Genomic DNA, 23233 nt, shown 5'->3' with positions numbered 1-23233 from the left:
GGGCCTGAATTGTGAATAAACTGTATCACAGCTGGCCGAAAAGCCCAGAGCCGCCGGGCGACCACGATAGAGAAATCAGAGGCAAATCATAAATCGTCCGTCTGGCGGCAGCGCGGGTGACCAATGGCCAAATAAAAATCAGCATTTAATGCTAAAAAACCACCATCGGGGGGCGCCGGCATAGTTGAGGCGGCTCAGGCGGCATGGTGGTATAATTGTGGCATCAGGCCCAGGGATGACTCGCACTATGAAAATCAAATACGCAATCTATTTTTTTACCCTGTGCCTGATGACCTCCTTCTCTCTGTTCATCGTCGATGAGCTGCTTGAAGCCCATACCGATTACCGCGACAACCAACTCAACCTGTACAAAATTGATCGCGCCAAAGAAATCTCCGAAGCCTTCCAGGCGGCGCTGCAGGCTCACCGTCTCAAACGATTGAGCCTGATCGATCCTCAGATCACCCGCGCGCAATGTTTGGCCGCCGATCGGGTGGCGCGCGAGAGAATCACCCGGATCCGCGAACATCTGGACGATGAGGTCGCCAGACAGCTCGGGGTTCGGCAAAAAATTGCCGCGCTGTCGATGATCGGCCTGATGGAACAGTTGCTGGATAATGACAACCTGCAGCTTTCGCAGATCAATAACACCAACGCTAATCTGTTCAACATCAACAGCGCCTATTACATCTCGCAAACCAGCAAGAGCTATTACCGTTATACCTACGATACCCGGATGGTGGATACCGACTCCTTTATGTTTCTCGAGGCCATCCGTCTCAATAACCGGCTGAATATGTCACTGACGGAATTGAGCGACCAGATTATCGACGTCAATGTAAGCCCGCTGGTTCGCAAAGACGCCTATCTGAAGTCCATTCAACTGACCGGCGTGCTGAACGCCCTGAGCACCCGATTGATCTTCATGAAGATCAACTACGACGATGGACAAATCACCGACATCGTCAATGCGTTGCTCGCCCAGGTGTCCGCTGAACGCCTTCAACAGATTACCGATGGGCTGTACACCGCTATCGATACCCACAAGCCCTATCCCACAGCGCTTATTTCGCGCTATGTCGACGATGTGAGCGGGCTTTCGCAGGCGCTGTATCAGCGCAGCTTCGAATTGGAAACCCTCGCCTCGCGCCACAAGATTTACGACAGCCAGACGACCATTTACGGCATGATCGCACTTGCCGGCCTGGTGGTATTGCTGTTCATTTTGCCGGCGCTGGTGTTCTGCACCAGCATCAACCGTTGGCTGACCAAGACCCACAACAATATCGTACGGCTGTCGCGCGGTGAGATGAATATCGATCGCAACGACGCCTTCTACAGCCAGGAACTGATCGCCATCAGCGACGCCATTCAGCAGCTCAGGCAATACCAGTTGGACAAGGTCTCGCTGGAGAGCGAGAAACAACTGCTGATTAAAGAGCTCGAGGCCTCTTCCTTCCTCGATCCGCTCACCAATATCTACAACCGTCGTAAATTCTTCCTTGAATCTCAGCTGCTGGGCGACGGCAGCTACCCGCAGGCCTTTTGCCTGATCGATATCGACAACTTCAAACAGCTCAACGACAGCTACGGCCACGACGTGGGCGACCGGGCGCTGGTGGCATTCGGACACCTGCTGCAACGCGCGTTCCGTGCCAGCGACATTTTCTGCCGCTACGGCGGCGAAGAGTTTGCGGTGCTGCTGGGTAACTGTTCGTTGGACAACGCGCGGGACATCATGGAGCAATTGCGCGCCCGCACTCATCGCCTGACGCTACACCTGGCCGACGGACGGCAAGTGCATTTCACCACCAGCTGCGGCATCGCGCCGGTCAACGCGTTCACCGCACTGCAGGCGGCGATCAAACAGGCGGACGAAGCGCTCTATTTTTGCAAAAAGAGCGGCAAGGATCGGGTCAGCGTGCATACCGAAGCCGGCTTTATCTGATTCGCTGTTTAAAATAATTAACATTATAATTTTTATGACTAATTAGGCTAAGTCATTCACCTTACAGGCATATCTGGCTTTTTTTTCTCCCCGTCGCCGCCAGGCCGTCATAAAGGCACGTTTAATCCTCGACCCGCTTTGGTGATTTATGGTGTGATGCAGCTTCAATAACAGGATAATCCGGGTATACTCCACCCCCACTTTTATGATTATCCGGATTTGGACACGCGCCTGACGAGGATGCTGTAACGCGCTATGACTCAATACGCTTCCCCGATTTTGACATCACTGCTTGATACCGATGCTTATAAGCTTCATATGCAGCAAGCAGTGTTCCATCGCTATCCCGCGATCAGCGTGGCGGCGGAATTCCGCTGCCGCGGCGACGAACTGTTGGGCGAATATGCCGACGAGATCCGCGCGCAGGTGGCGCTGATGAGCCGGCTGGCGCTGACCGACGCCGAATTCGCTTATCTTTCGGGTCTGCCCTTCTTCCGTCAGGATTACCTGAACTGGCTGCGCACGTTCCGCTACGATCCGCAGCAGGTCACCATCGACAACCGCGACGGAAAACTGCACATCCGCATCGCCGGCCCCTGGCGTGAAGTGATCATGTGGGAAGTGCCGTTGCTGGCGGTGATCAGTGAAGTGGTGCACCGCCGGCGCTCGCCGCTGGCGACGCCGGAACAGGCGGTGGCACATCTGCAAACCAAGCTAGCGCAGTTCAAGGCGCTGGCGGGCGATCTGGACCTTTCGCGCTTCAAGCTGATGGACTTCGGTACCCGTCGCCGTTTCTCTCAGGGCGTGCAGCAGGCCATCGTCAGCACCTTGCAGGCCGAATTCCCGTACCTGTCGGGCACCAGCAATTACGATCTGGCTCATCAGCTCGGCCTGGCGCCGGTCGGCACGCAGGCGCATGAATGGTTCCAGGCGCATCAGCAGATAAGCCCGGTGCTGGCCAACAGCCAGCGCGCCGCATTGCAGGCCTGGCTGGATGAATACCCGGATCAGCTCGGCATCGCGCTCACCGACTGCATTACCATGGATGCCTTCCTGCGCGACTTCGGCCCGCAGTTCGCCGAGCGTTATCAGGGTCTGCGCCACGATTCGGGCGATCCCGTCGAGTGGGGTGAAAAAGCCATTGCCCACTACGAAAAACTGGGCATCGATCCGATGAGCAAAACGCTGGTGTTCTCGGACAACCTGGATCTGGAAAAAGCGCTGGCGCTCTATCGCCACTTCTATCAGCGCATCAATCTCAGCTTCGGTATCGGCACGCGCCTGACCTGCGATATTCCGGGCGTTAAGCCATTGAATATCGTGATTAAGCTGGTCGAATGCAAAGGCAAGCCGGTGGCTAAACTCTCCGACAGCCCCGGCAAGACCATCTGCCAGGACCAGGCCTTCGTCAGGGCCCTGCGCAAAGCCTTCGATCTGCCGCTGGTGAAGAAAGCCAGCTGAACCGCCTCTATATAGAAAGAAAGCCGGCCTGGTTCACGCGCCGGCTTTTTTGTTTTTATCCCGACCGCCCTCTTTTCAGTCAGCCGCAATAAATGTTGCGCCAATCCGATGATTTCTGCTTGTGCTCTGCACCGCGGCAAGTAACATAGCCATTACCCCCATATTCTTGGGTTGTAAGCTATTTCTAAACCAAATTATTAAAGAGAGAAATCTATGAGCGTAGTGCCTGTAGTCGACGTACTGCAAGGTCGTGCTGCGGTTGACAGTGAAGTCACCGTACGCGGCTGGGTACGTACCCGGAGAGATTCAAAAGCTGGTATCTCCTTCCTGGCCGTCTATGACGGTTCCTGCTTTGATCCGTTACAGGCCGTCGTTAATAATTCTCTGCCGAATTATCAGGATGAAGTGCTGCATCTGACTACCGGCTGTTCGGTTGAAGTCACCGGCAAAGTCGTCGCTTCACCGGGCGAAGGCCAGAGCTTCGAACTGCAGGCTACCGCGATCAAAGTGGTCGGCTGGGTCGACGATCCGGACACTTACCCGATGGCGGCCAAACGTCACAGCATCGAATACCTGCGCGAAGTGGCTCACCTGCGCCCGCGTACCAACCTGATCGGCGCCGTGGCGCGCGTGCGTCATACGCTGGCGCAGGCGATTCACCGCTTCTTCCATGAAAATGGCTATTTCTGGGTGTCCACCCCGCTGATCACCGCCTCCGATACCGAAGGCGCCGGCGAGATGTTCCGCGTGTCCACGCTGGACCTGGAAAACCTGCCGCGCACCGACAAGGGCGCCGTCGACTTCAGCGAAGACTTCTTCGGTAAGGAAGCCTTCCTTACCGTTTCCGGCCAGCTGAACGGCGAAACCTACGCTTGCGCGCTGTCGAAGGTTTACACCTTCGGCCCAACCTTCCGCGCCGAAAACTCCAACACCAGCCGCCACCTGGCGGAATTCTGGATGATCGAGCCGGAAGTGGCCTTCGCGACGCTGGACGACGTTGCCGGCCTGGCCGAAAGCATGCTGAAGTATGTGTTCCAGGCGGTGCTGGATGAACGCGCCGACGATCTGAAATTCTTCGCCGAGCGCGTGGATAAAGACGCTATCGCTCGTCTGGAGCGTTTCGTTTCTTCCGATTTCGCCCAGGTGGACTACACCGACGCCATTGAGATCCTGCTGGCCTCGGGCCAAACCTTCGAAAACCCGGTTTCCTGGGGTATCGATCTCTCTTCCGAACATGAACGTTACCTGGCGGAGAAACACTTCCAAGCGCCGGTGGTGGTGAAAAACTACCCGAAAGACATCAAAGCGTTCTATATGCGCATGAACGAAGACGGCAAAACCGTTGCAGCCATGGACGTGCTGGCACCGGGCATCGGCGAAATCATCGGCGGCTCGCAGCGTGAAGAACGCCTCGACGTGCTCGATCAGCGTCTGGAAGAGATGGGTCTGAATAAAGAAGACTACTGGTGGTATCGCGATCTGCGCCGCTACGGCACCGTGCCGCATTCCGGTTTCGGCCTGGGCTTTGAACGTTTAATCGCCTATGTCACCGGCGTGCAAAACGTGCGCGATGTGATTCCATTCCCACGCACGCCACGTAACGCAAGCTTCTAATTTATACGATCACTCGTTTTTTAAACGATTTCGTTACAAAACAAAGGCCAGCCTCGCTGGCCTTTCGCATTTTTTAATATTGACGCACGTCACAAAGTTCCCGAAAAATTACATTTGGTTACACATACTTTCCTTTTGCAACCTGATTGGGACATTGGTATCATTTTCGTCCTAGATTAACCCGCCTGTGAATGGAACACTGCGTTCAGACACAGGACGACACCAATCTATCAACAATAGTTCCCAAAGAATTATTGGCGGCAGTGGCAAAGGTGTCCGAATAACACCAATGAGGGTAATAATGATGAAGCGCAACATTCTTGCAGTGGTTATCCCGGCTCTGTTGGCTGCTGGTGCAGCAAACGCAGCTGAAATCTACAACAAAGACGGCAACAAGCTGGATCTGTACGGCAAAGTTGACGGTCTGCACTACTTCTCCGACGACAAAGGTAACGACGGCGATCAGACCTATGTTCGTTTCGGCTTCAAAGGTGAAACTCAGATTACTGACCAACTGACCGGTTACGGCCAGTGGGAATACAACGTCCAGGCTAACCACTCCGAATCTCAGGGCACCGAAGGCACCAAAACCCGTCTGGGCTTCGCCGGTCTGAAATTCGCTGACTACGGCTCCTTCGACTACGGCCGTAACTACGGCGTACTGTACGACGTGGAAGGCTGGACCGATATGCTGCCAGAGTTCGGTGGCGACACCTACACCTACACCGACAACTTCATGACCGGCCGTACCAACGGCGTTGCGACCTATCGTAACAACAACTTCTTCGGTCTGGTTGACGGTCTGAACTTCGCTCTGCAATACCAGGGCAAAAACCAGAACGACGGTCGTAACGTCAAGAAACAAAACGGCGACGGCTGGGGTATCTCCTCTACTTATGACATCGGCGAAGGCGTAAGCTTCGGCGCTGCATACGCTTCCTCCAACCGTACCGACGATCAGAAACTGCGTTCCAACGAGCGTGGCGACAAGGCTGATGCATGGACCGTGGGTGCGAAATACGACGCCAACAACGTTTACCTGGCGGCGATGTACGCAGAAACCCGTAACATGACCCCGTTCGGCGGCGGTAACTTCGGTCCAGGCTGTGCAGCTACCGATGACAAGTGCGGTGGCTTCGCGAGCAAAACTCAGAACTTCGAAGTGACTGCTCAGTACCAGTTCGACTTCGGTCTGCGTCCAGAAGTGTCTTACCTGCAGTCTAAAGGTAAAAACCTGAACGTCCCAGGCGTAGGTTCTGACCAGGATCTGGTTAAATATGTTTCTGTTGGTACCACTTACTACTTCAACAAAAACATGTCCACCTACGTTGATTACAAAATCAACCTGCTGGATGACAACGAGTTCACCAAAGCAACCGGCACCGCTACCGACGATATCGTAGCTGTTGGTCTGGTGTACCAGTTCTAAGTTGTCTCGCTTAACGGTGGTTTACCGTCGGCTAAGTTAAAAAAACAGGGCTTCGGCCCTGTTTTTATTTGTGTCTTCCGGTAACGTTTTATCCTGCAGATTTCCCCTTCCCCATCATTTTTTCTGTCGAATCCTTCCCGTTCACAAGATCGCGGTGTTTTTATCGCAAACGGTTGGCAAAGCCGATAACTGGCGCTACCCTGATGCTTCTGTCTGCTTAACTCCGAGATTTGGAAGCACCTGACATGTTTGAAAAAATCACCGCCGCACCCGCCGACCCGATCCTGGGCCTGACCGACATTTTCCGCGCCGACGCCCGCCCGAATAAAATCAATTTAGGGATTGGCGTTTATAAAGACGAAACCGGTAAAACCCCGGTGTTAACCAGCGTAAAGAAAGCTGAACAGTATCTGCTGGAAAATGAGATCACCAAAAACTATCTCGGCATTGAAGGCATCCCGGCGTTTGCCAGCTGCACGCAAGTGCTGCTGTTCGGTAAAGAGAGCCCGATCGTCGCCGATCGTCGCGCACGTACCGCACAGACGCCAGGTGGCACCGGTGGCCTGCGCGTGGCGGCAGACTTTATCGCCAACCAGACCAGCGCCAAGCGCATCTGGATCAGCAACCCAAGCTGGCCGAACCACAAGAACGTCTTTAGCGCCGTGGGCCTGGAAGTCCTGGAGTACGCCTACTACGACGCCGCCAACCACGCATTGGATTTCGACGGCCTGCTGAACAGCCTGAAACAGGCCCAGGCCGGTGATGTGGTGCTGTTTCACGGCTGCTGCCATAACCCGACCGGTATCGATCCAACGGCGGAACAGTGGGCACAGCTGGCTGAGCTTTCCGTGGCCAATGGCTGGCTGCCTCTGTTCGACTTCGCCTACCAGGGCTTCGCCAAGGGTCTGGAAGAGGATGCGCAGGGCCTGCGTATTTTCGCCGCCAAACATCAAGAGCTGATTGTCGCCAGCTCCTACTCAAAAAACTTCGGTCTGTACAATGAGCGCGTCGGCGCTTGCACCATTGTAGCTGCCGATGCCGAAACCGCCGAGCGCGCCTTCAGCCAGGTAAAAGCGGCTATTCGCGCCAACTACTCCAACCCGCCGTCACACGGCGCCGCCGTTGTCGCCACCATTTTGGGTAACGATGCGCTGCGCGCGATGTGGGAGCAGGAGCTGACCGACATGCGCCAGCGCATTCACCGCATGCGTCAGCTGTTCGTGAACACCCTGCAGGAAAAAGGCGCCCAACAGGACTTCAGCTTCATCATCCAGCAGAATGGCATGTTCTCCTTCAGCGGTCTGACCAAAGAACAGGTGCTGCGTCTGCGCGAAGAGTTTGGCGTCTACGCCGTGAACTCAGGCCGGGTGAACGTGGCCGGCATGACGCCGGACAACATGGCACCGCTGTGTGAAGCCATCGTCGCCGTGCTCTAAATGCATCGACACAGGTCATAAATCATAAAAAAAGGGCGCTCTATGCGCCCTTGATTATTTCTGCCGGGAAATAATCGCTACCACACTGCCGGCTCTTCGCGCAGGAACGGGTTGGTCTGGCGCTCGTGGCCAAAGGTCGACATCGGGCCGTGGCCAGGAATAAAGCGCATATCGTCGCCCAATGGCAGCAGCTTGGTGCGAATAGAGGCGATCAGCGCCTGATGGTCTCCACGCGGGAAGTCGCTGCGCCCTACGCCACCGTTAAACAGCACGTCGCCCACCAGCGCCAAACGCGCTTGCTCATTGATAAAGACGATGTGGCCCGGCGTATGCCCGGGGCAGTGCAGCACCTTGAGCGTCATTTCGCCCACCTGCATCTCATCACCTTCTGACAGCCAGCGAGTCGGCGTCAGCGGCGCACACTCTTCCAGCCCGAACATCCGGCTCTGCGCCGGCAAACCATCCAGCCAAAAAGCGTCTTCTTTATCCGGGCCGTAAATCGGCACCTGATAATGGTCCGCCAGCTCCGCCGCCGCACCAACATGATCCAAATGGCCGTGGGTCAGCAAGATCTGAGTGATCATCACCCCCTGCTGCGCGACTTCCGCTTTGATTTTTTCCGCTTCACCGCCGGGATCGACCAACGCCGCTTGCTGCGTGTTTTCACACCAAATCAGGCTGCAGTTCTGGCTAAAAGCGGTAACGGGAATAAGATGGTATTTCATAAGGCTCCAACGACAATAACGCCGCTTCCGCAAGGGGCGGCGTTATTCACTGACGGCACAGCGGTTACCAGGTCCGAACCGGGCCGGTATCGATGTGTACGAAGTTGCTACGTGGGTAATATCCTACACCACCGGCGCGCATTTTTAACGCCGCTTTACGGATATTACTCAATTGGATACCTTCGATGTGGAAATCCATCGCCTGGCCCTTGGTGTGGTAGCTGTGCTTGGCCACGCCGCGGCTGTGTGCGCGCAATTCGTTGTTGGTATCTACGGAACGGTATCCGGAGATCAGCTGCACCGGCTTGCTGGTGCCCAGCAGCCCCTGCAGACGATAAAGGTGATCAAACAAACGGGGATCGATCGATTTAACCTTGTTGGCGCGATAATCGCGGAACAGATGATTTAACCGCACCAACTCTTCTTTATTGTAACCTTTGCCGTCAAAGAACTCGGCTTTAATAGATTCACCGGTATTCAGGTTATTCAGCACTAAAATACGCGGTCGAGCGGTGGAAAGACTGGCAAACGCCTGCCCTGGAAGCAGCGCTATGCCCATAGCAGCGCCACCTAGCGCCAGCCATTTACGGCGGTGATGATCAATTTTGTCCATGACTCTGTTAAACCCGGCAAGAATGTCAAAATAAATGCACAAAGCAGCGCACTGTCCGAACCATAACCGCCTGCGTATGCTGAGTCAACCCGCGATACGCCTAGGTTTACAGGCCCCCGGCTACGGGGGCCTGCGGTATAGCCAAACATTCTGACCGTTATTTATTTATAATTACTGCATTTACTGCATTAATTTTTTGGCCTGAGCCAAAATTTGTGCGCCCGATCGCACCGTATTATCATAATTGTAAATATCTGTACGGAATTGCGGTTGGCCGTCATCCGAAACCCAGGCGGTAAGATAATACAGTTTTACGGGAATACGCTGGCGAATATTCACATAAGTGGTATTCCCCTCTTTCAGCGTGGAAGACACGCGGCTGTTGTTCCAGCCGGCGTCCTGCAGCAGCATATTCGCCAAATCGGACGCCTTATTCACCCTCACGCAGCCGGAGCTGAGCGCGCGGATATCTTTCTGGAACAGGCTGTGGTTCGGGGTATCGTGCAAATAGATAGCGTCCGAGCTCGGCATATTGAACTTGAAGCGCCCCAGCGAGTTGGTCGCTCCCGGCGCCTGACGGACGCGATACGGGAAGTTACGCGCAGAGACCATGCTCCAGTCGATCATAGACGGGTTGATCACTTCTGCATCGTTGCTCCAGCCCGACAGCACGGTGTAGCCGTGTTTCTGGAAATAGTTACCGTCGCGCATCGCCTTCGGCACGATATCCTCACGCACCAGCGTGGTCGGCACGTTCCAAGGCGGGTTGACCACCACGTTGTTCAACGCGCTGCTCATCAGCGGCGTCTTGCGGCTCGGCCGCCCGACGATAACGCGGGAGGACAACACTTCGTTGCCGTTCTGATAGTAGGTCAGCGAGTAATTGGGAATGTTCACCATAATGCCAGTGCCGACATGCCCCGGTAAAATTCGCAGACGTTGGATATTCAACGCCAACAGCGCGGCACGGGTTTTCGGTGACACGTTGAGCCACTCGCGAGTGCGTACGCCGATCACGCCGTCCGCCGTCAGCCCCTGCCATTTCTGGAAGCGCTTGACGCCCTCCGCCAGCTCGTCGGTATAGAGATTGTCGCTCACCACGCTGCCGATCTGCGGCGGCGTCTGTTCCGCGGTCAGCTCCGTCACCGGCGCCGCCGATGGGCTGACCGTCACGCGGCTTTTCTCTTCGTCTACCGTCAGCCCGCCGTCGTCGGGCTCATTGCTCTTCGCCGAGACCACCGCCGGTTCCGCTTCCGCTTCCGGCGCCGAGGTGGCCAGCATACCGGTGCGCGTCAGGATCTCACGCAGCGCCGGGATATCATTGCTCATTTGGCCTGGGCGCAGGCTCGGGCCACTGCCCACCTGGGGCCAAGGGCGATTGTCCGCCAGCAAGTCGCGCAGCGCCTGATGCATCTTGGCGTATTGCGGATGTTGCGGCGCGAGCGAATTCACGTAGCTCAGGGTACGCGCCTGGCGCACCGCCAGCTGCCACTGATTAATCACTGCGGTGGGCGGCAAGCCAAGCTTGTAGGGAATATTGCTGTACAGCCAGTTGTTGCCGTTGGCGCCGATCGCGGACACGAACTGCAAATAGCCCAGCATCGCATCGGACAACACCACATCGCGGCCCGCTTCATTGAGCGCCGGATCGGTCAACATCTTCACCCACTGGGTGAACTGCGGCTGCACGCCGGACATCGCCAGCTCGGCCAGCTGCTGCTGAAACTGCTGAACGGCTTCGCGATCCTGCCACATCGGCTGCATATGGTTCGCCGCATACAGCGGCGCCAGCGTGGACAGGTAGTGCAAATCCATGCCGCGCGGCAACGCGGCCAGCAGTTCAGAACGGCTCTGCGCAACGGACATGCCTGCTGATGCCACTGGTAACGCCGCTACGGTGGCCGATGCGGAAAACGACGACACAAGACTACAGGCGATAGCGCCACTCAGCGCCAAACGTCGTAGAGAGTTTCCCTTTTTAAGCAACATCCCTTGCCCCCTGTATGCTCACAAAAAAACGTCAAAAACTGCATATAGTTTCAGTATACAAACAGAAAGGCCGTTTCGCCCTGCGGGCGTCGAATTACTGTTTATCTGATTAAACTAACCGCTTTTCAACGGATAAAAAAGCAGGACTATCATCCACGCGTACAAAAAAATAGCCACCCTACGGCGGCTATTTTCGGATTTTTAGGGCGTTTTTCTACCTTACTGCGTTTCAACCGACGCAGTGCCCAGCGCCGGCGGCTCGCCGGCAAAACCGCGCAACCCCACCACGTGCACATGCTCGTGGTTCTGGAACACCTTACGCACCAGTTTATAGGTGGTGCCCTTCTCTGGACTGATGTTTTCCGGCGCCGCAATGATAAGCTGCATCTCCAAACGGTCGCACAGTTCGAACAGCGTGGCGATCGACTTGGCATCCAGACGCGCCGCTTCATCGAGGAACAGCAGGCGACACGGCGAGATGTCTTTGCCGCGCAGACGGCGGGACTCTTCTTCCCAGCTCTGTACCACCATCACCAGAATTGACATCCCGGTACCGATGGCTTCACCGGTCGACAACGCGCCGCTTTCCGCACGCAGCCAGCCGTCGGAGCCACGGTACACTTCCACTTCCATCTCCAGATAGTTGCGGTAGTCCAGCAACTCCTCGCCGATGGTCTGTGGCGTGCGCTGCCCCATGTCGATCTGCGGATTCAGGCGCTGGTAAAGCTTGGCCAACGCTTCGGAGAAGGTCAGGCGGTTACTGTTAAACAGATCCTGATGTTGTTCCTGTTGCTCAGAGAGCACGTCCAACAGGGTGGCGTGCGCTTCTCGCACATTGACGTTCAGGCGCACGCTCTTCACCTGGCCGAAGGAAACGGCCTGCAGCCCCTGGTTCAGCATGCGAATACGGTTCTGTTCGCGCTGAATGGTTTTGCGAATGATGTTGGCCACGCTTTTCGAACTGATCGCCAGCTTCTGCTCGCGCGCGGTCAGCTCTTCGGTTAGACGGCCCAGCTCGATCTCCATCTGCTCGATGGCCTCGACCGGATCGTCGGTGCGAATGATGTCCTGGCGGATACGCTCGCGCAGGTGTTGGTACACCGCGATATAGAACTGAATCTTGCGCTCCGGCCGCTTCGGATCTTCCGACAGGCGCAGCACGTCTCGCAGGTGTTCGTTGTCCGCCACGGCCAGACGCAGCGCACCGAGCGCCTTATCCGACATCGAACGCAGCTCGTCGCCATCCATATACGCCAGCTCGCGGCGATGCAGGCGGCGTTCCACGCCATTGTCTTTCACCAGACGCATCACCGCGCACCAGCCCGCCTTGGCGGTCACCACCTGCTCGCGCAGCTGATGATAGTCGCGTTCCAGCTTGCGCAGTTTCTTCTGCAGGCCATCCATTTCGGCTTCGCAGAAGGTCAGCTGTTTCTCCAACTGATTGCGACGAGCACGGTTGTTGCTCAACGCCGTATGCAGCTCGTCGCGGCGCTGGCGCGCACGCGCTTCGGCGTTGGCGTCGGCCTGCACGCCGATATCCACCAGCTCCTGGCTCAGCTCTTTCAGCATGTCGCGCTTGGCGTCATACGAACTTTTCAGCGAGGCCAGCACCTGGCTGTACTGGGTGAACTGGGTTTGATACTGACGCAGCTGTTCACGGGCACGGGCGCGTTCGGCTTCCGCCTGCTCCAGGCGCTGACGCAGTTTGTCGTTGAGATCGTTGTTGGCATTCTGCATGCCGGCGGAGTCGGTATAGCTGAAATGCGCGCGGCGCTGCACCACTTCCGTCAGCGCGAACGCCTGCTGTTTGGCCTGGCGCTGCACGCTTTGCGCCTGCGCGTAGTCCTGTTGCAGCTGTTCATGCTGCTGCGGATCGCTCTGCAGCACCGACAGCAGCGGCTCCAGCTTGGTCAGCGACACGCCGTGCTGCTGAATATGACGCGCGGCGTCCTGCGCCTCTTCCAGCTCTTCGCGGATCTCGTCGACGCGATCCTGCAGCGTTTCATCGTTCAGCAACGATACCAGCGGCATCAGGCGGTTGAGCGCGGAAATGCCCTCTTTGGCCTGATCGTACTGCTGACGCTGCTGCTGGTTCTGCGCTTCGTGATTGTTCAGCGCGCGTTCGATTTCGCCACGGCGGGCGCTCAAACCGCGGATCTCCGCTTCCGGGTCAGCGTCGAACGCCACCGCCAGATGAGTGCCGATAAAGCGGCTGAAGGCCTGGTGTGAACGCTGGGTTTTCTGCACGTCGAACGACAACGTGGCGTAACGCTCCGCCAGCGTTTCACGCTCGGCATGCAGCACTTCCAGACGGTTTTCGCGCGCCGCGCGGCCGAACAACGGCACTTCCGGATAACGAGAATAACGCCACTGGCGATCGGCGATCTTCACCACCACCGCTTTGTCCTGCTCTTCGACGGCGAACACGCTGTCATCGAACGACTGCGGATCCCCTTCGATCAGGTAAAGATCTTCCGGGCAATCTTCCAGCCCTTCCAGCATTTCGCGCACCAGCGACAGATCCGGCACCACGATGGCGTGGCGCGAAGGGCCGTACAGCGCCGAGAAGTAAGGCGCGTCGTCGATGGTGACATCATCGTAAATTTCCGACAGCAGCACGCCGCCGAAACGTTCGGCCAGCGTGACCAGGCGTTGATCTTCCGCGCCGCCCGGCTGGCTGAGACGTTCGATCTGCGCTTCCACTTCACGTTTGCGGGCCGCCACTTCGTCGCGCTCGACGGTGGTTTCACGCTCGCGCTCCAGCAGCTGCTGCATGTATTCGGTCACCTGCTGGCTGTTTTCCAGCGGCTCTCCGCTCTGATCGCTGAGCTGGCCCAGGGCGTCCTGCGCCGCCAGCCACACCGGGGCACGCGCCGTCAGCTCACGGATGCGCTGCTGGATCTGCTCCAGTTCCTGGCGCATCTCCATACGGCGTTCACCGGCTTCGCTGACATTCTGCGACAGCGCTTCCAGGCGCTCTTCCAGCTCCTGCTGCAGCATGTCGAGATCGTCCGGCTGGTACTCTTGGCCATGGCGTTTGCAAAATTCGTTCAGCAGGCGTTCGGCGTCCTGCTGCGAGCGCAGGCGCTGTTCCAGTTCGCTCAGGCGCAAACGCAGCGGCTGAACGCGCTCGGCGAGGTGTTGCTGCGAAGGCCAGTCGCGCAGCAATTCGCGCGCGCACTGCCAGGCTTCGCTGCGGCTGACCTGGCCGGCGATTTTACCCACCAGCTGATAGGCCTGCTCGAACTGGCCGTGCGCGGCGTCGGCCACGCTCAGCTTCTGTTCCAGCATCAGCAACGCTTCGGTCGCTTCCTGCTCGCGGGCCTGGAAGGTGTCTAGCCACTGTTCGGCGTTGTCGGCGGTCAGATCCGGCAGTTGGCACAGCGCGCGCGCGCGCTCCAATGCCTGCAGCGCCTGTTGGTACTGAATGGCACGGGTCTGCTGCACGTCGAGCGCCTGCTGGTAGTCGGCCAACTGGCTCTTCAGTTCGTCCACTTCCAGCTCGGCCGCTTCGGCGCGCGCCTCGTTTTCGGCCTGCTGCTCGCTCGCCTCGGCCACCACTTCGTTCTGCTCTTCCAGACGGTAGGTCAGCTCTTCCAGATCGGCTTCATAGCGTTCGATCTTCTCCTGCTGACGCATCGCCGTCTGCACCAGATTCAGGTGGTCGCTGGCGGCCTGGTAATCGGTTTCCAGATCGGATTCGGCGCCGCTCTGTTCGCTCAGCTCGCGCGCCATTTCCACATGGCGATACTGTTCGGCGGCCAGCTGCTTGCGGCTGCCCAACAGATCGCTGCGCAGCGCCAGCGCGCCGTCCAGATGGATGCGGCGTTCGTTGGCGTGGCGCATATAGTCCGCCGCCACATAGGAGGTGGCCTCGGAGATCAAATGCTTGAACAGGTCGCGATCCGACTGGGTGACGCGGATCGCTTCCAGCGTCATGCGGTTTTCGCGCAGCGCCGCTTCCATGTCCTGGAACGCCTTGCGCACGCCGCTGTTTTCCGGCAGCAGGTAATCGCGCAGCGAGCGGGTGATGGCGCTGGAGATACCACCGTACAGCGACGCTTCAATCAGACGGTAGAATTTGCTGCGATCGGCGGACGAACGCAGGCGTTTCGGGATCACGCCCAGATCGAACATCAGCGAGTGGTAATCGGTGATGGAGTTGAACTGCTTGAACTGCACGCCCTCCATCTCTTCCACGCGCTCTTTCAGCTCTTGCAGCGACAGCACGCGCGCCTGGCGATCGCCCACGGTCTGGGTCAGCAGTTCGGTCGGCTGTACCGCGGTCGGCAGGCCCTGGATGGTGAAAGGTTTGATGTCGACCTTACGATCGCGCCCTGCCACCTGCTGCAGGCGCACACCGACCACCACGCGCTGGTGGCGCGAGTTGACGACGTCGAGGGTGGAGTAACACACGCCGGCACGCAGCTTGCCGTGCAAGCCTTTGTCGCGCGAACCGCTGGTGGCGCCCGCTTCGGTGGTGTTACGGAAGTGCAGCAGCGTCAGGTCGGGGATCAGTGCGGTGACGAAGGCCGCCATTGTGGTGGACTTCCCCGCCCCGTTACCGCCGGACAGCGTGGTCACCAGCTCATCCAGATCAAAGGTACGGGCGAAGAAACCGTTCCAGTTAACCAGCGTCAGCGAGCGAAATTTACCGCGTTCAATCATTCCTGTTCATCCTCTGCACCGTCAGGAGCGTTATCAACCTGCTGATCCTCAGCGTCATTCTCATCGTTCAGCGACAGGCTGGTTTCAACCGGCATCGCCTCGCCGTCGCGAATCATGCGCAGCTGCGCTTCACGCGGATCGTCGCCGCTGCGCACGTCGGCGCCGAAGCGGAACACCGCCTCGGTAATGCGGAACTTGCTGCTGTCATTGCCCATGAAATAGACCATGCCGAGGCGGCGCAGGCGGTTCAGCGAGGTGCGCACCTTCTCGTGCAGCTTCTGCCGATCGAGATCCGAACCGGTGGAGCGCTGGTTGACGAACTTCAGCAGCTTGTTCTCATCCGCCAGGCTCAGCAGCTCGTCGTACAGCTCCTGATGGCTGAAAATGCCTTCGTGCGCCAGGCGCTCGGGGCTGAGATACAGGTAGCACAAGATCTTGCCGACCATCATATCCAGCTCGGACAGCACCGAACGCGGGATCAGCGTGGTGGAGCGCGGGCGCAAATAGAAGAAACCTTCCGGCGCCCGAATCAGCTCGACGCTGTAACGGTTGTAAAATTCTTCCAGCTCATCCTGGAAATCCATTAAAAAGGCGTGGTTGTCCAGTTCATCGATACCGATGTGACGACCCGCGCGCAGTTGGCTATCCAGCGCCGGGAACAGCGAGTTGGACAGCGCCTTGGCCAGCTTGACTGGCATTACTTGTTCAATATTTGTCGATGACATGGGCCTGGACCTTGGCTCCGTAATCATTGATTGCCTGCCATTCCGCCGGCAACCCTGAGAAATCTGCTTCAGCCACACCGAGGCGCACTGCCTGGTCGACCACTAAACGTGCCACGTCGAAATGACGCGCACGCGGATATTGCGCCAGGTAATCGCGCATCACCGCTGCAAGATTGAGCGGCATCTGCTGTTCCTGGTACACCTTCAGCGCCTCTTCGATCATCGCCGCCAGCTGTTCGCGAATTTCGCTGAACTCTTCGAACTCCAGATCCGGCGGCAGTTCCCCGGTCACTTCCTCGCTGCGCAGCGCCAGTTCTTCGTCGCGCATGTCCAGCAGACGATCGGCATTGGCATGGGTCAGCGCCCAAGGGTGGTCGAAATAGGTTTGCACCGACTGGCGCAAGCGTTGGGCGAACACGCGGTTTTTATCCATATCGATAGCGGTACGGATAAATTTATGTACGTGGCGATCGTAGCCGATCCACAGGTCGATCGCCTGCTGACCCCAGCTGATGATGCGATCCAGCTTGCTCTGCAGATCGAACACCAGCTTGTCGACGAAGCCGAGCTCCACGTTGCCGAGGGTTGCGTCCTGGATGCGCAGCAGATTGGCCTGCAGCTTGTCGCCCGCCGCATCCAGCGTATCCTGCAGTTCGCGCAGGGTGCCCGAGGTTTCCGACAGCAGCATTTCGCAGCTGGAGATCGCCGCCCGCCAGTCTTTGCTCAGCAGCGCCGCGATGTCGTTTTTCACGCTCTGCTGCTGCTCGTCCATCACACGTTGCGTCATGTCGATGCTGTCGAAGATTTCCGCCACCGAATATTTCAACGGCGCGAACACGTTGCGATGCCAATGGAAATCGTCGCCGCCCTCGTCGGCGGCATCGGCGGCGCGTTTGAGTTCCTGCGCCACGATCGACAGCTGCATCGACAGGCGCAGCGTGGAGAATTCGCGTTGGCGAATATAGTAATCGGTAATGCCGATACCCAACGGCGTCAGGCGGTAAATCGCGTTGCCGTCCGCCAATTCGCTGGTAAAGCGGTTCAACAGGCGCTGGCGCACCATGTCGTTGATCGCATTGTTGGCGCGCATCGCCACCGTTTCATGCGTCTGTTCAAAACCCTTGCTGACATGGCGAAATGCATCAACCAGCTCACCTTCGCTCATCTCGCCGTCCAGCCGTTCGCCGTTCAGGGTGGCGATGGCGAGCAGAAATGCGAGACGCTCCGTAGGGAGCGAAATAGAGAAATCATTTTTCCGTGCCCAGGCGACCAGTTCGGGTACTGTCTGGGAAAATTCACTCATAGTTCGTCCTTCAGGTTTGGTTTATGCGCCATGACGTGAATATAGCGCCCCAAACTCACGTACGGCTCCTGCCGGCAATAGTGCTGTTCAAGCGCCAGTAACTCTTCAAATTTTTGTGTTTGCAGCTGTCTGCTCTGCAGGTAGTCGTGAAACACCCGCACGCCGGTTTTGCCGCTGATGCGCATGCCCAGCTGTTCCAGCCAGCCGTAGACCAATAGCGGATCGTGCGGATATTGTGGCGACAGCGAACGCTTGCGGCGCCGTCTGACTTCGGGATCCACCAGTTGGAAATTACCCAACACCACGTTACGCATCAAGAGACCGTTAGCGTTGAAGAACATCAGCGACAGCGCGCCACCCGGCGTCAGACAGTCGCACAATGCCTGCAGTGCCGCTTCGGGTTCGGCGATCCATTCAAGCACTGCATGAAACAATATCAGATCAACCGGCTGTTCCAAATGTTGAGCGATATCCTGCGCAGAACTTTGTACGAATTGCATGTTCTGGCTCACACCTTTCTGCTCCGCCAGCTGCGCGGCGCGCTGGATCATCTCACCAGAAAGATCGCACAACAACACCTGATGTCCTAATTCTGCCAGTTGGCAGGCCATATGGCCTTCCCCGCCCCCGGCGTCAAGGATGCGCAGCGGCCGCTGCGGCAACTGCGCCAGCAGCCCGGTCAGATCCTGCCAAACCACCGCCTGGCGGATTTTTCCTTTCGTGGTGCCGTAAATATTACGCGCAAATTTTTCAGCAATATCGTCAAAATTGCGATCCTGCATGGACAACGGCTCCGCTGATCTCATTCTTGCGGCGGCAAAGCGCACGCCCATTCAAACCTGCTATTTTGGCACAGACTGGCTTAGAATGTATCTTCTTGCGGCCTGTTTATGCCTGGATGCCGCTTTTTCACCCAAAAGGATCTGATTTTCGATGCTGTTCAACCTGAAAAAGTTCTTTGGCGCCCTGCTGATGCCGCTACCGCTGTTGATGCTGCTGATGGGGCTGGCGCTGTTACTGCTGTGGTTCACCCGTTGGCAAAAAAGCGGTAAGACGATTTTCACGCTGAGCTGGCTGTTTTTACTGCTTTTCAGCCTGCAACCGGTGGCCGACCGACTGCTGCGGCCGATCGAAGCCGAATACCAGACTTATCGCGGCAACGATCCGGTCAGCTACATCGTGGTGTTGGGCGGGGGCTATACCTACAATCCCGACTGGGCACCTAGCTCGAACCTGCTCGGCAACAGTCTGCCGCGCGTGACGGAAGGCGTGCGGCTCTACCTTGCGCATCCCGGCGCCAGGATGGTGTTTACCGGCGCGTCCGCCGGACGCATGCAAAGCAACGCCGCCACGGCGGCGCTGGTAGCCGAAAGCCTGGGCGTGCCGCGCAGCGATATGGTGATTTTGAGGGAACCGCGCGATACCGAAGAAGAAGCCGCTCAGGTCGCCAAGTTGGTCGGCGAGCAACCGTTCATTCTGGTGACCTCCGCCAACCATCTGCCGCGTGCCATGCGTTTTTTCAAGGCTAAAGGCCTGCACCCGATCCCAGCACCGGCCAACCAGTTGGCGATCGACTCGCCGCTGAATATCTGGGATCGCGCCACACCGTCGTCGATGTTCCTCGGCCATACCGAACGTGCCTGGTATGAAACGCTCGGCAGCCTGTGGCAGTGGCTGAAAGGCGCGGATAGCGCCGGCGCCGAGTAAAACCCGTTCAACCGGCCAGCCAGGGCAGCAGCTGTTGCGACGCATAGTCGAACGGCCGCCGCTCCAGCTTGCCGGTATGGATCAAACGCCCTACCGCTTCCCACACCACGTATAGCCAGCGCCGCGCAAGGAAAGCGTCGGCGACCGGCGCCCGCTGCAGATAGCTGAACAGCAGTTGGCTGGGCATGCCCGGCTCGCAAAGGCGGAAAAGATCGTATTCGCGCGGCGCCCACAGCACCACACCGGGATTGAGCATCGCCAGCAGTTGATCGCTTTTGGGATCTTTCAGCATACTGCGCAGCGACAGGTTGCCGTGCACCAGGACGCAGGGATCGTCGAAGCCGACGAAGAAATGAGTCAGCGCTTCGCGCGTGCGATACAGCAAACGCCGATCCGCCATGGTCAACTGCGGGGTAGTAAGATTGACCACCGTCGCCCACAACACTTCAACCCGCTGTTGATACCAACAAAACCAGTCGTTCTCCTGCGTGCTGTCAACGCTGCCGACGCTGCCGTGACTGTCGATGCGGTGCCAGGCCAATACCCCGTCAACGATCTGCTCCATCAGCATGTTCCAGCGATCCGGCGAACGCGTCGGCGCTTCGGCCGACACGCCGCGCAGGCGTTCGATCAGCAGGATTTCCGTATACGGCGCCTGGTGGGTGCACACTACGCCGTACACCGTCGGCAGGCGAATATCCCCGTCGCGCGCCAACATCGACAACTTATACGCCTCCTGTTGGGCAATACCCTGACAGATAAAACTTTTCGCCATCAGCGGGATGGCGTTGCCCTGCCGATCGTACAGCGAATACATATGCGCATAAGGCTGCTCGCTCACCCGCTCCAGCCGGCTGATGGACTCACCCAGCACAATGCTCAGTTCTGCGCGTAACTGCTCCATAAGGCATTCACCTCAGGCTAATATGGGGGGATGCGTAACATCATCGAACGGTGAGCGGAAAAATTCTTCAACGCAGATCAACAAAACGGGGATCAATAGGGGAGGTATTACATCGTCGGCGCGTTGCGCGCCGCGCCGACGAAATCAGGCTCAGGGTTGAATGCTGTCGCGCACGCGCTGGAGATCTTCCGGCGTATCGACCCCCACGCTCGGGATCGCTTTCGCGACCGCCACGTGGATTTTTTCACCGTACCACAGCACGCGCAGCTGTTCCAACAGCTCGATCTGTTCCAGTTGGCTCGGCGCCCAGCTGACGTAGCGGCGCACGAAACCGGCACGGTACGCATAGATGCCGATGTGACGCAGCAGGCTGTCGCCGATGCTCTCTTTCGACGCAGCGAAACGTTCGCGATCCCACGGAATGGTGGCGCGTGAGAAATAGAGTGCGTAGCCCTGTGCGTCCATTACGACCTTCACCGCGTTGGGGTTGAAAGCCTCTTCCGCGCTCTCGATCGGCACTGCCAACGTCGCCATGCCGGCCTGGCTGCCCGCCAGATTCTCTGCGACCTGACGCACGATCACCGGTGGGATCAGCGGTTCGTCGCCCTGCACGTTAACGATGATCTGGTCGTCGGCAAAGCCGTAGTGCGCGATCACTTCCGCCAGACGCTCGGTGCCGGAATGGTGATCCGGGCTGGTCATGCACACTTCGCCGCCGGCGGCTTCCACCGCTTTGGCGACTTCAGGATGATCGGTCGCCACGATGACGCGGCTGGCGCCGGACTCACGGGCACGCTCCATCACGTGCACCACCATCGGCTTGCCGTGAATATCGGCCAGCGGTTTGCCCGGCAAACGGGTTGAGGCGTAGCGGGCGGGAATAATAGCGATAAAACTCATGCGTGCTTCTCATCCAGCGACAGCGCACGCGCTTCATTTTCCAACAGCACCGGGATGCCGTCGCGCAGCGGGTAAGCCAACCCGTCCGCTTTGCACACCAGCTCCTGGTTTTCTTTATTGAAATAGAGTTTGCCGTTGCATACCGGGCAGGCAACGATTTCGAGTAAACGGTGGTCCATGCATCCTCCGCAAGGGGATTGGTCATCTGGGAAAGGCAGTGAGGATAGCATAACGCCCGGCCTCAGGTTAATCATCGGCGGCACCAACCCGCCGATATTTCCTCACCGCGCCGGCGCAACAGCTTGAACTGCGGCGCATCCCGGCGTAGAATTTTGTGATACAAATCACAAAAAGGTAGTAATACGTGATCAAACGTCTGCATAAAATCATCGCTCTGTTCGCTAACTTCAGCCACTGAGCCCCTTTGTAACGAGCGACGCTTAACTTCGTTTTACCCCACCGACGGCGTCGCTCGTTATCCCACTTCCCAGCCGGCACCCCATTCAGCGGCCAACACCGCCGGAATGTCGCCCAGCGCGACGCGTTGTGCACCGTGCCATTTTGCCGTGCGCGCGATGGCCTGTCGGATATCTTGCATTCGCTGTTTGCCGAAGCGCACCTGCGGCTCCGCATGGAAACTGATGATCTCGAAGATGCCCTGGCGACGGTGCGCCTTGGCGTCAATCCGCCCCACCAGCTCGCCACGATGCAGCACCGGCAAAGTGAAGTAGCCATAGCGACGTTTTTCTTTCGGCGTGTAACACTCTAGCCGATAGTCAAAGTTGAACAGCTCGAGCGCCCGACGGCGATCCCACACCACCGGATCAAAAGGCGAAAGCAGGCTGGTGACCGTCGATTTGAGTTTGCCCTGCTCCGCCAGCGGCAGCAATTCCGCCAGTGATTCATGCACATAGAATTGTCCTTCCAGCCCCTCTACCTGCACCGGCGTAATCTCGCCCTGTTCCTGCAGCGCTGCCAGCAAGGCTTTTGGCGCCACGCGCTTCAGCCGATAGTAGTCAGCCAACCACTCGGCGCGGAAAATGCCCAGATAGCGGCAGGTGCGGCACAGCATCTGCCGGCGCGCCTGCTCCACAGGCAGCGTATGGCGCGCATCGTCCCAGGCCGGCAGCAGCCTTTCGGTCAGATCGTAAACCCGGTGGAAGTTGCGACGTTCGGCCACCATCAGCTTGCCGGCGGTAAATAGGATTTCCAGATGACGTTTCTCCGGTTTCCAGTCCCACCACCCGCTGTTGCCCTTCTTCTCGGCGCTGAAATCGGCGGAGCGCACCGGCCCCTGTTGTTCGATGTGCCGCAGCAGGTTGTCCATCGCGGCCTGGTGCTGCTGCACCCAGTCGGCGGAGTATTTCCAGCCCATATCATGCGGCGCCAGCATGCGGTGGCGCAGCAGGCCAAAATCTTCGATCGGCAGGAAACAGGCCTCGTGCGCCCAATACTCGAACAGCTTGCGGCCGGCGAGCGCCTGCTCAAGCCACTCCGGCTGATAGGCTCCCAAACGGCTGAACAGCACCAGATACGGGCTGCGAGCAACGACGCTAATGGTATCGATTTGTAACAACCCCATGCGCTGGATCGCACTCAAGACGTCATCGGGCCGAGCCTGGCGTTTAAGCGGAGAAAGCAGCCCCTGGGCGGCAAGGTGCAGCGCGCGAGCGGCGGTAAGGGAAAGGGTCGGGATGGTCATCCTGATATCCGTGGCGAGTAGGCAATGGCCTGATAATAGTGGATATCGCGGGATTTATCTTCGCCAGTGCTTGCGGGTGGCGACACCGGCACTGGCGAGGAAGGTGGGT

Annotated in this window: 17 protein-coding genes; 6 read left to right on the top strand and 11 right to left on the bottom strand. The window is 58.0% G+C overall.

Features of this window, described 5'->3' with window-relative positions; all coding sequences use genetic code 11:
- The first annotated feature begins 247 nt into the window (after positions 1 to 247).
- From FOT55_RS07825 to FOT55_RS07805, 5 genes are all read left to right on the top strand, one after another.
- Positions 248 to 1948, top strand: coding sequence for a GGDEF domain-containing protein (locus FOT55_RS07825; RefSeq protein ID WP_025302294.1), 1701 nt, complete (start codon positions 248 to 250; stop codon positions 1946 to 1948).
- Positions 1949 to 2203: 255 nt separating this feature from the next.
- Entirely contained in the window at positions 2204 to 3409 is a 1206-nt protein-coding gene (gene pncB / locus FOT55_RS07820) for a nicotinate phosphoribosyltransferase (RefSeq protein ID WP_025302293.1), read from the top strand.
- A gap of 213 nt (positions 3410 to 3622) precedes the next feature.
- Positions 3623 to 5023 carry an asparagine--tRNA ligase gene (asnS, locus tag FOT55_RS07815; RefSeq protein ID WP_004928205.1) on the top strand — a complete coding sequence of 467 codons (1401 nt, stop codon included), beginning with the start codon at positions 3623 to 3625 and terminating at the stop codon, positions 5021 to 5023.
- A gap of 301 nt (positions 5024 to 5324) precedes the next feature.
- A complete protein-coding gene (gene ompC, locus FOT55_RS07810) occupies positions 5325 to 6452 on the top strand; it encodes a porin OmpC (RefSeq protein ID WP_025302292.1) in 1128 nt (375 codons plus the stop codon).
- A 245-nt stretch (positions 6453 to 6697) separates the two neighbouring features.
- Positions 6698 to 7888 (top strand): amino acid aminotransferase, encoded by a 1191-nt coding sequence (locus FOT55_RS07805; RefSeq protein ID WP_049208028.1) that lies wholly within the window; start codon positions 6698 to 6700, stop codon positions 7886 to 7888.
- A 77-nt stretch (positions 7889 to 7965) separates the two neighbouring features.
- On the opposite strand, the gene FOT55_RS07800 is transcribed toward FOT55_RS07805, so the two are convergent.
- The 7 genes from FOT55_RS07800 to cmoM all read right to left on the bottom strand — a co-directional run bounded on the left by FOT55_RS07800 (position 7966) and on the right by cmoM (position 18693).
- Positions 7966 to 8613, bottom strand: a complete 648-nt coding sequence (locus FOT55_RS07800; RefSeq protein ID WP_025302290.1) for an MBL fold metallo-hydrolase — start codon at positions 8611 to 8613, stop codon at positions 7966 to 7968.
- Between the two features lie 64 nt (positions 8614 to 8677).
- Complete coding sequence (locus FOT55_RS07795) at positions 8678 to 9226, bottom strand: YcbK family protein (RefSeq protein ID WP_025302289.1); 549 nt, start codon at positions 9224 to 9226, stop codon at positions 8678 to 8680.
- Between the two features lie 180 nt (positions 9227 to 9406).
- A complete protein-coding gene (gene ldtD / locus FOT55_RS07790) occupies positions 9407 to 11215 on the bottom strand; it encodes a L,D-transpeptidase (protein ID WP_147823333.1) in 1809 nt (602 codons plus the stop codon).
- 219 nt (positions 11216 to 11434) lie between these two features.
- Positions 11435 to 15883, bottom strand: coding sequence for a chromosome partition protein MukB (gene mukB / locus FOT55_RS07785; protein ID WP_043137650.1), 4449 nt, complete (start codon positions 15881 to 15883; stop codon positions 11435 to 11437).
- A complete protein-coding gene (gene mukE / locus FOT55_RS07780; RefSeq protein ID WP_004928226.1) occupies positions 15880 to 16608 on the bottom strand; it encodes a chromosome partition protein MukE in 729 nt (242 codons plus the stop codon). Before mukE ends, mukB begins: the two co-directional genes overlap by 4 nt.
- Complete coding sequence (mukF, locus tag FOT55_RS07775) at positions 16589 to 17911, bottom strand: chromosome partition protein MukF (RefSeq protein WP_004928228.1); 1323 nt, start codon at positions 17909 to 17911, stop codon at positions 16589 to 16591. The genes mukE and mukF overlap by 20 nt, the downstream gene beginning before the upstream one ends.
- Entirely contained in the window at positions 17908 to 18693 is a 786-nt protein-coding gene (gene cmoM, locus FOT55_RS07770; RefSeq protein WP_025302286.1) for a tRNA uridine 5-oxyacetic acid(34) methyltransferase CmoM, read from the bottom strand. Before cmoM ends, mukF begins: the two co-directional genes overlap by 4 nt.
- A 151-nt stretch (positions 18694 to 18844) precedes the next feature.
- On the opposite strand from cmoM, the gene elyC reads away from it, so the two are divergent.
- The gene (gene elyC / locus FOT55_RS07765; RefSeq protein WP_025302285.1) at positions 18845 to 19618 is read left to right on the top strand and encodes an envelope biogenesis factor ElyC; all 774 of its coding nucleotides are present in this window, start codon (positions 18845 to 18847) and stop codon (positions 19616 to 19618) included.
- Positions 19619 to 19625: 7 nt separating this feature from the next.
- Here the strand turns inward: elyC and FOT55_RS07760 are convergent, their stop codons facing one another.
- The 4 genes from FOT55_RS07760 to FOT55_RS07745 form a co-directional block, all read right to left on the bottom strand.
- Positions 19626 to 20522 (bottom strand): YcbJ family phosphotransferase, encoded by an 897-nt coding sequence (locus FOT55_RS07760; RefSeq protein ID WP_025302284.1) that lies wholly within the window; start codon positions 20520 to 20522, stop codon positions 19626 to 19628.
- 150 nt (positions 20523 to 20672) lie between these two features.
- Positions 20673 to 21422, bottom strand: a complete 750-nt coding sequence (gene kdsB, locus FOT55_RS07755) for a 3-deoxy-manno-octulosonate cytidylyltransferase (protein WP_004928235.1) — start codon at positions 21420 to 21422, stop codon at positions 20673 to 20675.
- Entirely contained in the window at positions 21419 to 21601 is a 183-nt protein-coding gene (locus FOT55_RS07750; RefSeq protein ID WP_004928237.1) for a Trm112 family protein, read from the bottom strand. The genes kdsB and FOT55_RS07750 overlap by 4 nt, the downstream gene beginning before the upstream one ends.
- A gap of 296 nt (positions 21602 to 21897) precedes the next feature.
- Entirely contained in the window at positions 21898 to 23124 is a 1227-nt protein-coding gene (locus tag FOT55_RS07745; RefSeq protein WP_147823332.1) for a winged helix-turn-helix domain-containing protein, read from the bottom strand.
- Positions 23125 to 23233 lie beyond the last annotated feature (109 nt).

The sequence above is a fragment of the Serratia bockelmannii genome (genome assembly GCF_008011855.1).
GTDB classification, from domain to species: Bacteria; Pseudomonadota; Gammaproteobacteria; order Enterobacterales; family Enterobacteriaceae; genus Serratia; species Serratia bockelmannii.
Note: the sequence above shows the minus strand (reverse complement) of the source record. Positions and strands in the feature narration are given on the sequence as shown.

What these genes read in the sequence shown, in the direction of transcription:
- FOT55_RS07825 (WP_025302294.1), top strand. Translation starts at nt 248, where the DNA reads ATGAAAATCAAATACGCAATCTATTTTTTTACCCTGTGCCTGATGACC.
- pncB (WP_025302293.1), top strand. Translation starts at nt 2,204, where the DNA reads ATGACTCAATACGCTTCCCCGATTTTGACATCACTGCTTGATACCGAT.
- asnS (WP_004928205.1), top strand. Translation starts at nt 3,623, where the DNA reads ATGAGCGTAGTGCCTGTAGTCGACGTACTGCAAGGTCGTGCTGCGGTT.
- ompC (WP_025302292.1), top strand. Translation starts at nt 5,325, where the DNA reads ATGATGAAGCGCAACATTCTTGCAGTGGTTATCCCGGCTCTGTTGGCT.
- FOT55_RS07805 (WP_049208028.1), top strand. Translation starts at nt 6,698, where the DNA reads ATGTTTGAAAAAATCACCGCCGCACCCGCCGACCCGATCCTGGGCCTG.
- FOT55_RS07800 (WP_025302290.1), bottom strand. Translation starts at nt 8,613, where the DNA reads ATGAAATACCATCTTATTCCCGTTACCGCTTTTAGCCAGAACTGCAGC.
- FOT55_RS07795 (WP_025302289.1), bottom strand. Translation starts at nt 9,226, where the DNA reads ATGGACAAAATTGATCATCACCGCCGTAAATGGCTGGCGCTAGGTGGC.
- ldtD (WP_147823333.1), bottom strand. Translation starts at nt 11,215, where the DNA reads ATGTTGCTTAAAAAGGGAAACTCTCTACGACGTTTGGCGCTGAGTGGC.
- mukB (WP_043137650.1), bottom strand. Translation starts at nt 15,883, where the DNA reads ATGATTGAACGCGGTAAATTTCGCTCGCTGACGCTGGTTAACTGGAAC.
- mukE (WP_004928226.1), bottom strand. Translation starts at nt 16,608, where the DNA reads ATGTCATCGACAAATATTGAACAAGTAATGCCAGTCAAGCTGGCCAAG.
- mukF (WP_004928228.1), bottom strand. Translation starts at nt 17,911, where the DNA reads ATGAGTGAATTTTCCCAGACAGTACCCGAACTGGTCGCCTGGGCACGG.
- cmoM (WP_025302286.1), bottom strand. Translation starts at nt 18,693, where the DNA reads ATGCAGGATCGCAATTTTGACGATATTGCTGAAAAATTTGCGCGTAAT.
- elyC (WP_025302285.1), top strand. Translation starts at nt 18,845, where the DNA reads ATGCTGTTCAACCTGAAAAAGTTCTTTGGCGCCCTGCTGATGCCGCTA.
- FOT55_RS07760 (WP_025302284.1), bottom strand. Translation starts at nt 20,522, where the DNA reads ATGGAGCAGTTACGCGCAGAACTGAGCATTGTGCTGGGTGAGTCCATC.
- kdsB (WP_004928235.1), bottom strand. Translation starts at nt 21,422, where the DNA reads ATGAGTTTTATCGCTATTATTCCCGCCCGCTACGCCTCAACCCGTTTG.
- FOT55_RS07750 (WP_004928237.1), bottom strand. Translation starts at nt 21,601, where the DNA reads ATGGACCACCGTTTACTCGAAATCGTTGCCTGCCCGGTATGCAACGGC.
- FOT55_RS07745 (WP_147823332.1), bottom strand. Translation starts at nt 23,124, where the DNA reads ATGACCATCCCGACCCTTTCCCTTACCGCCGCTCGCGCGCTGCACCTT.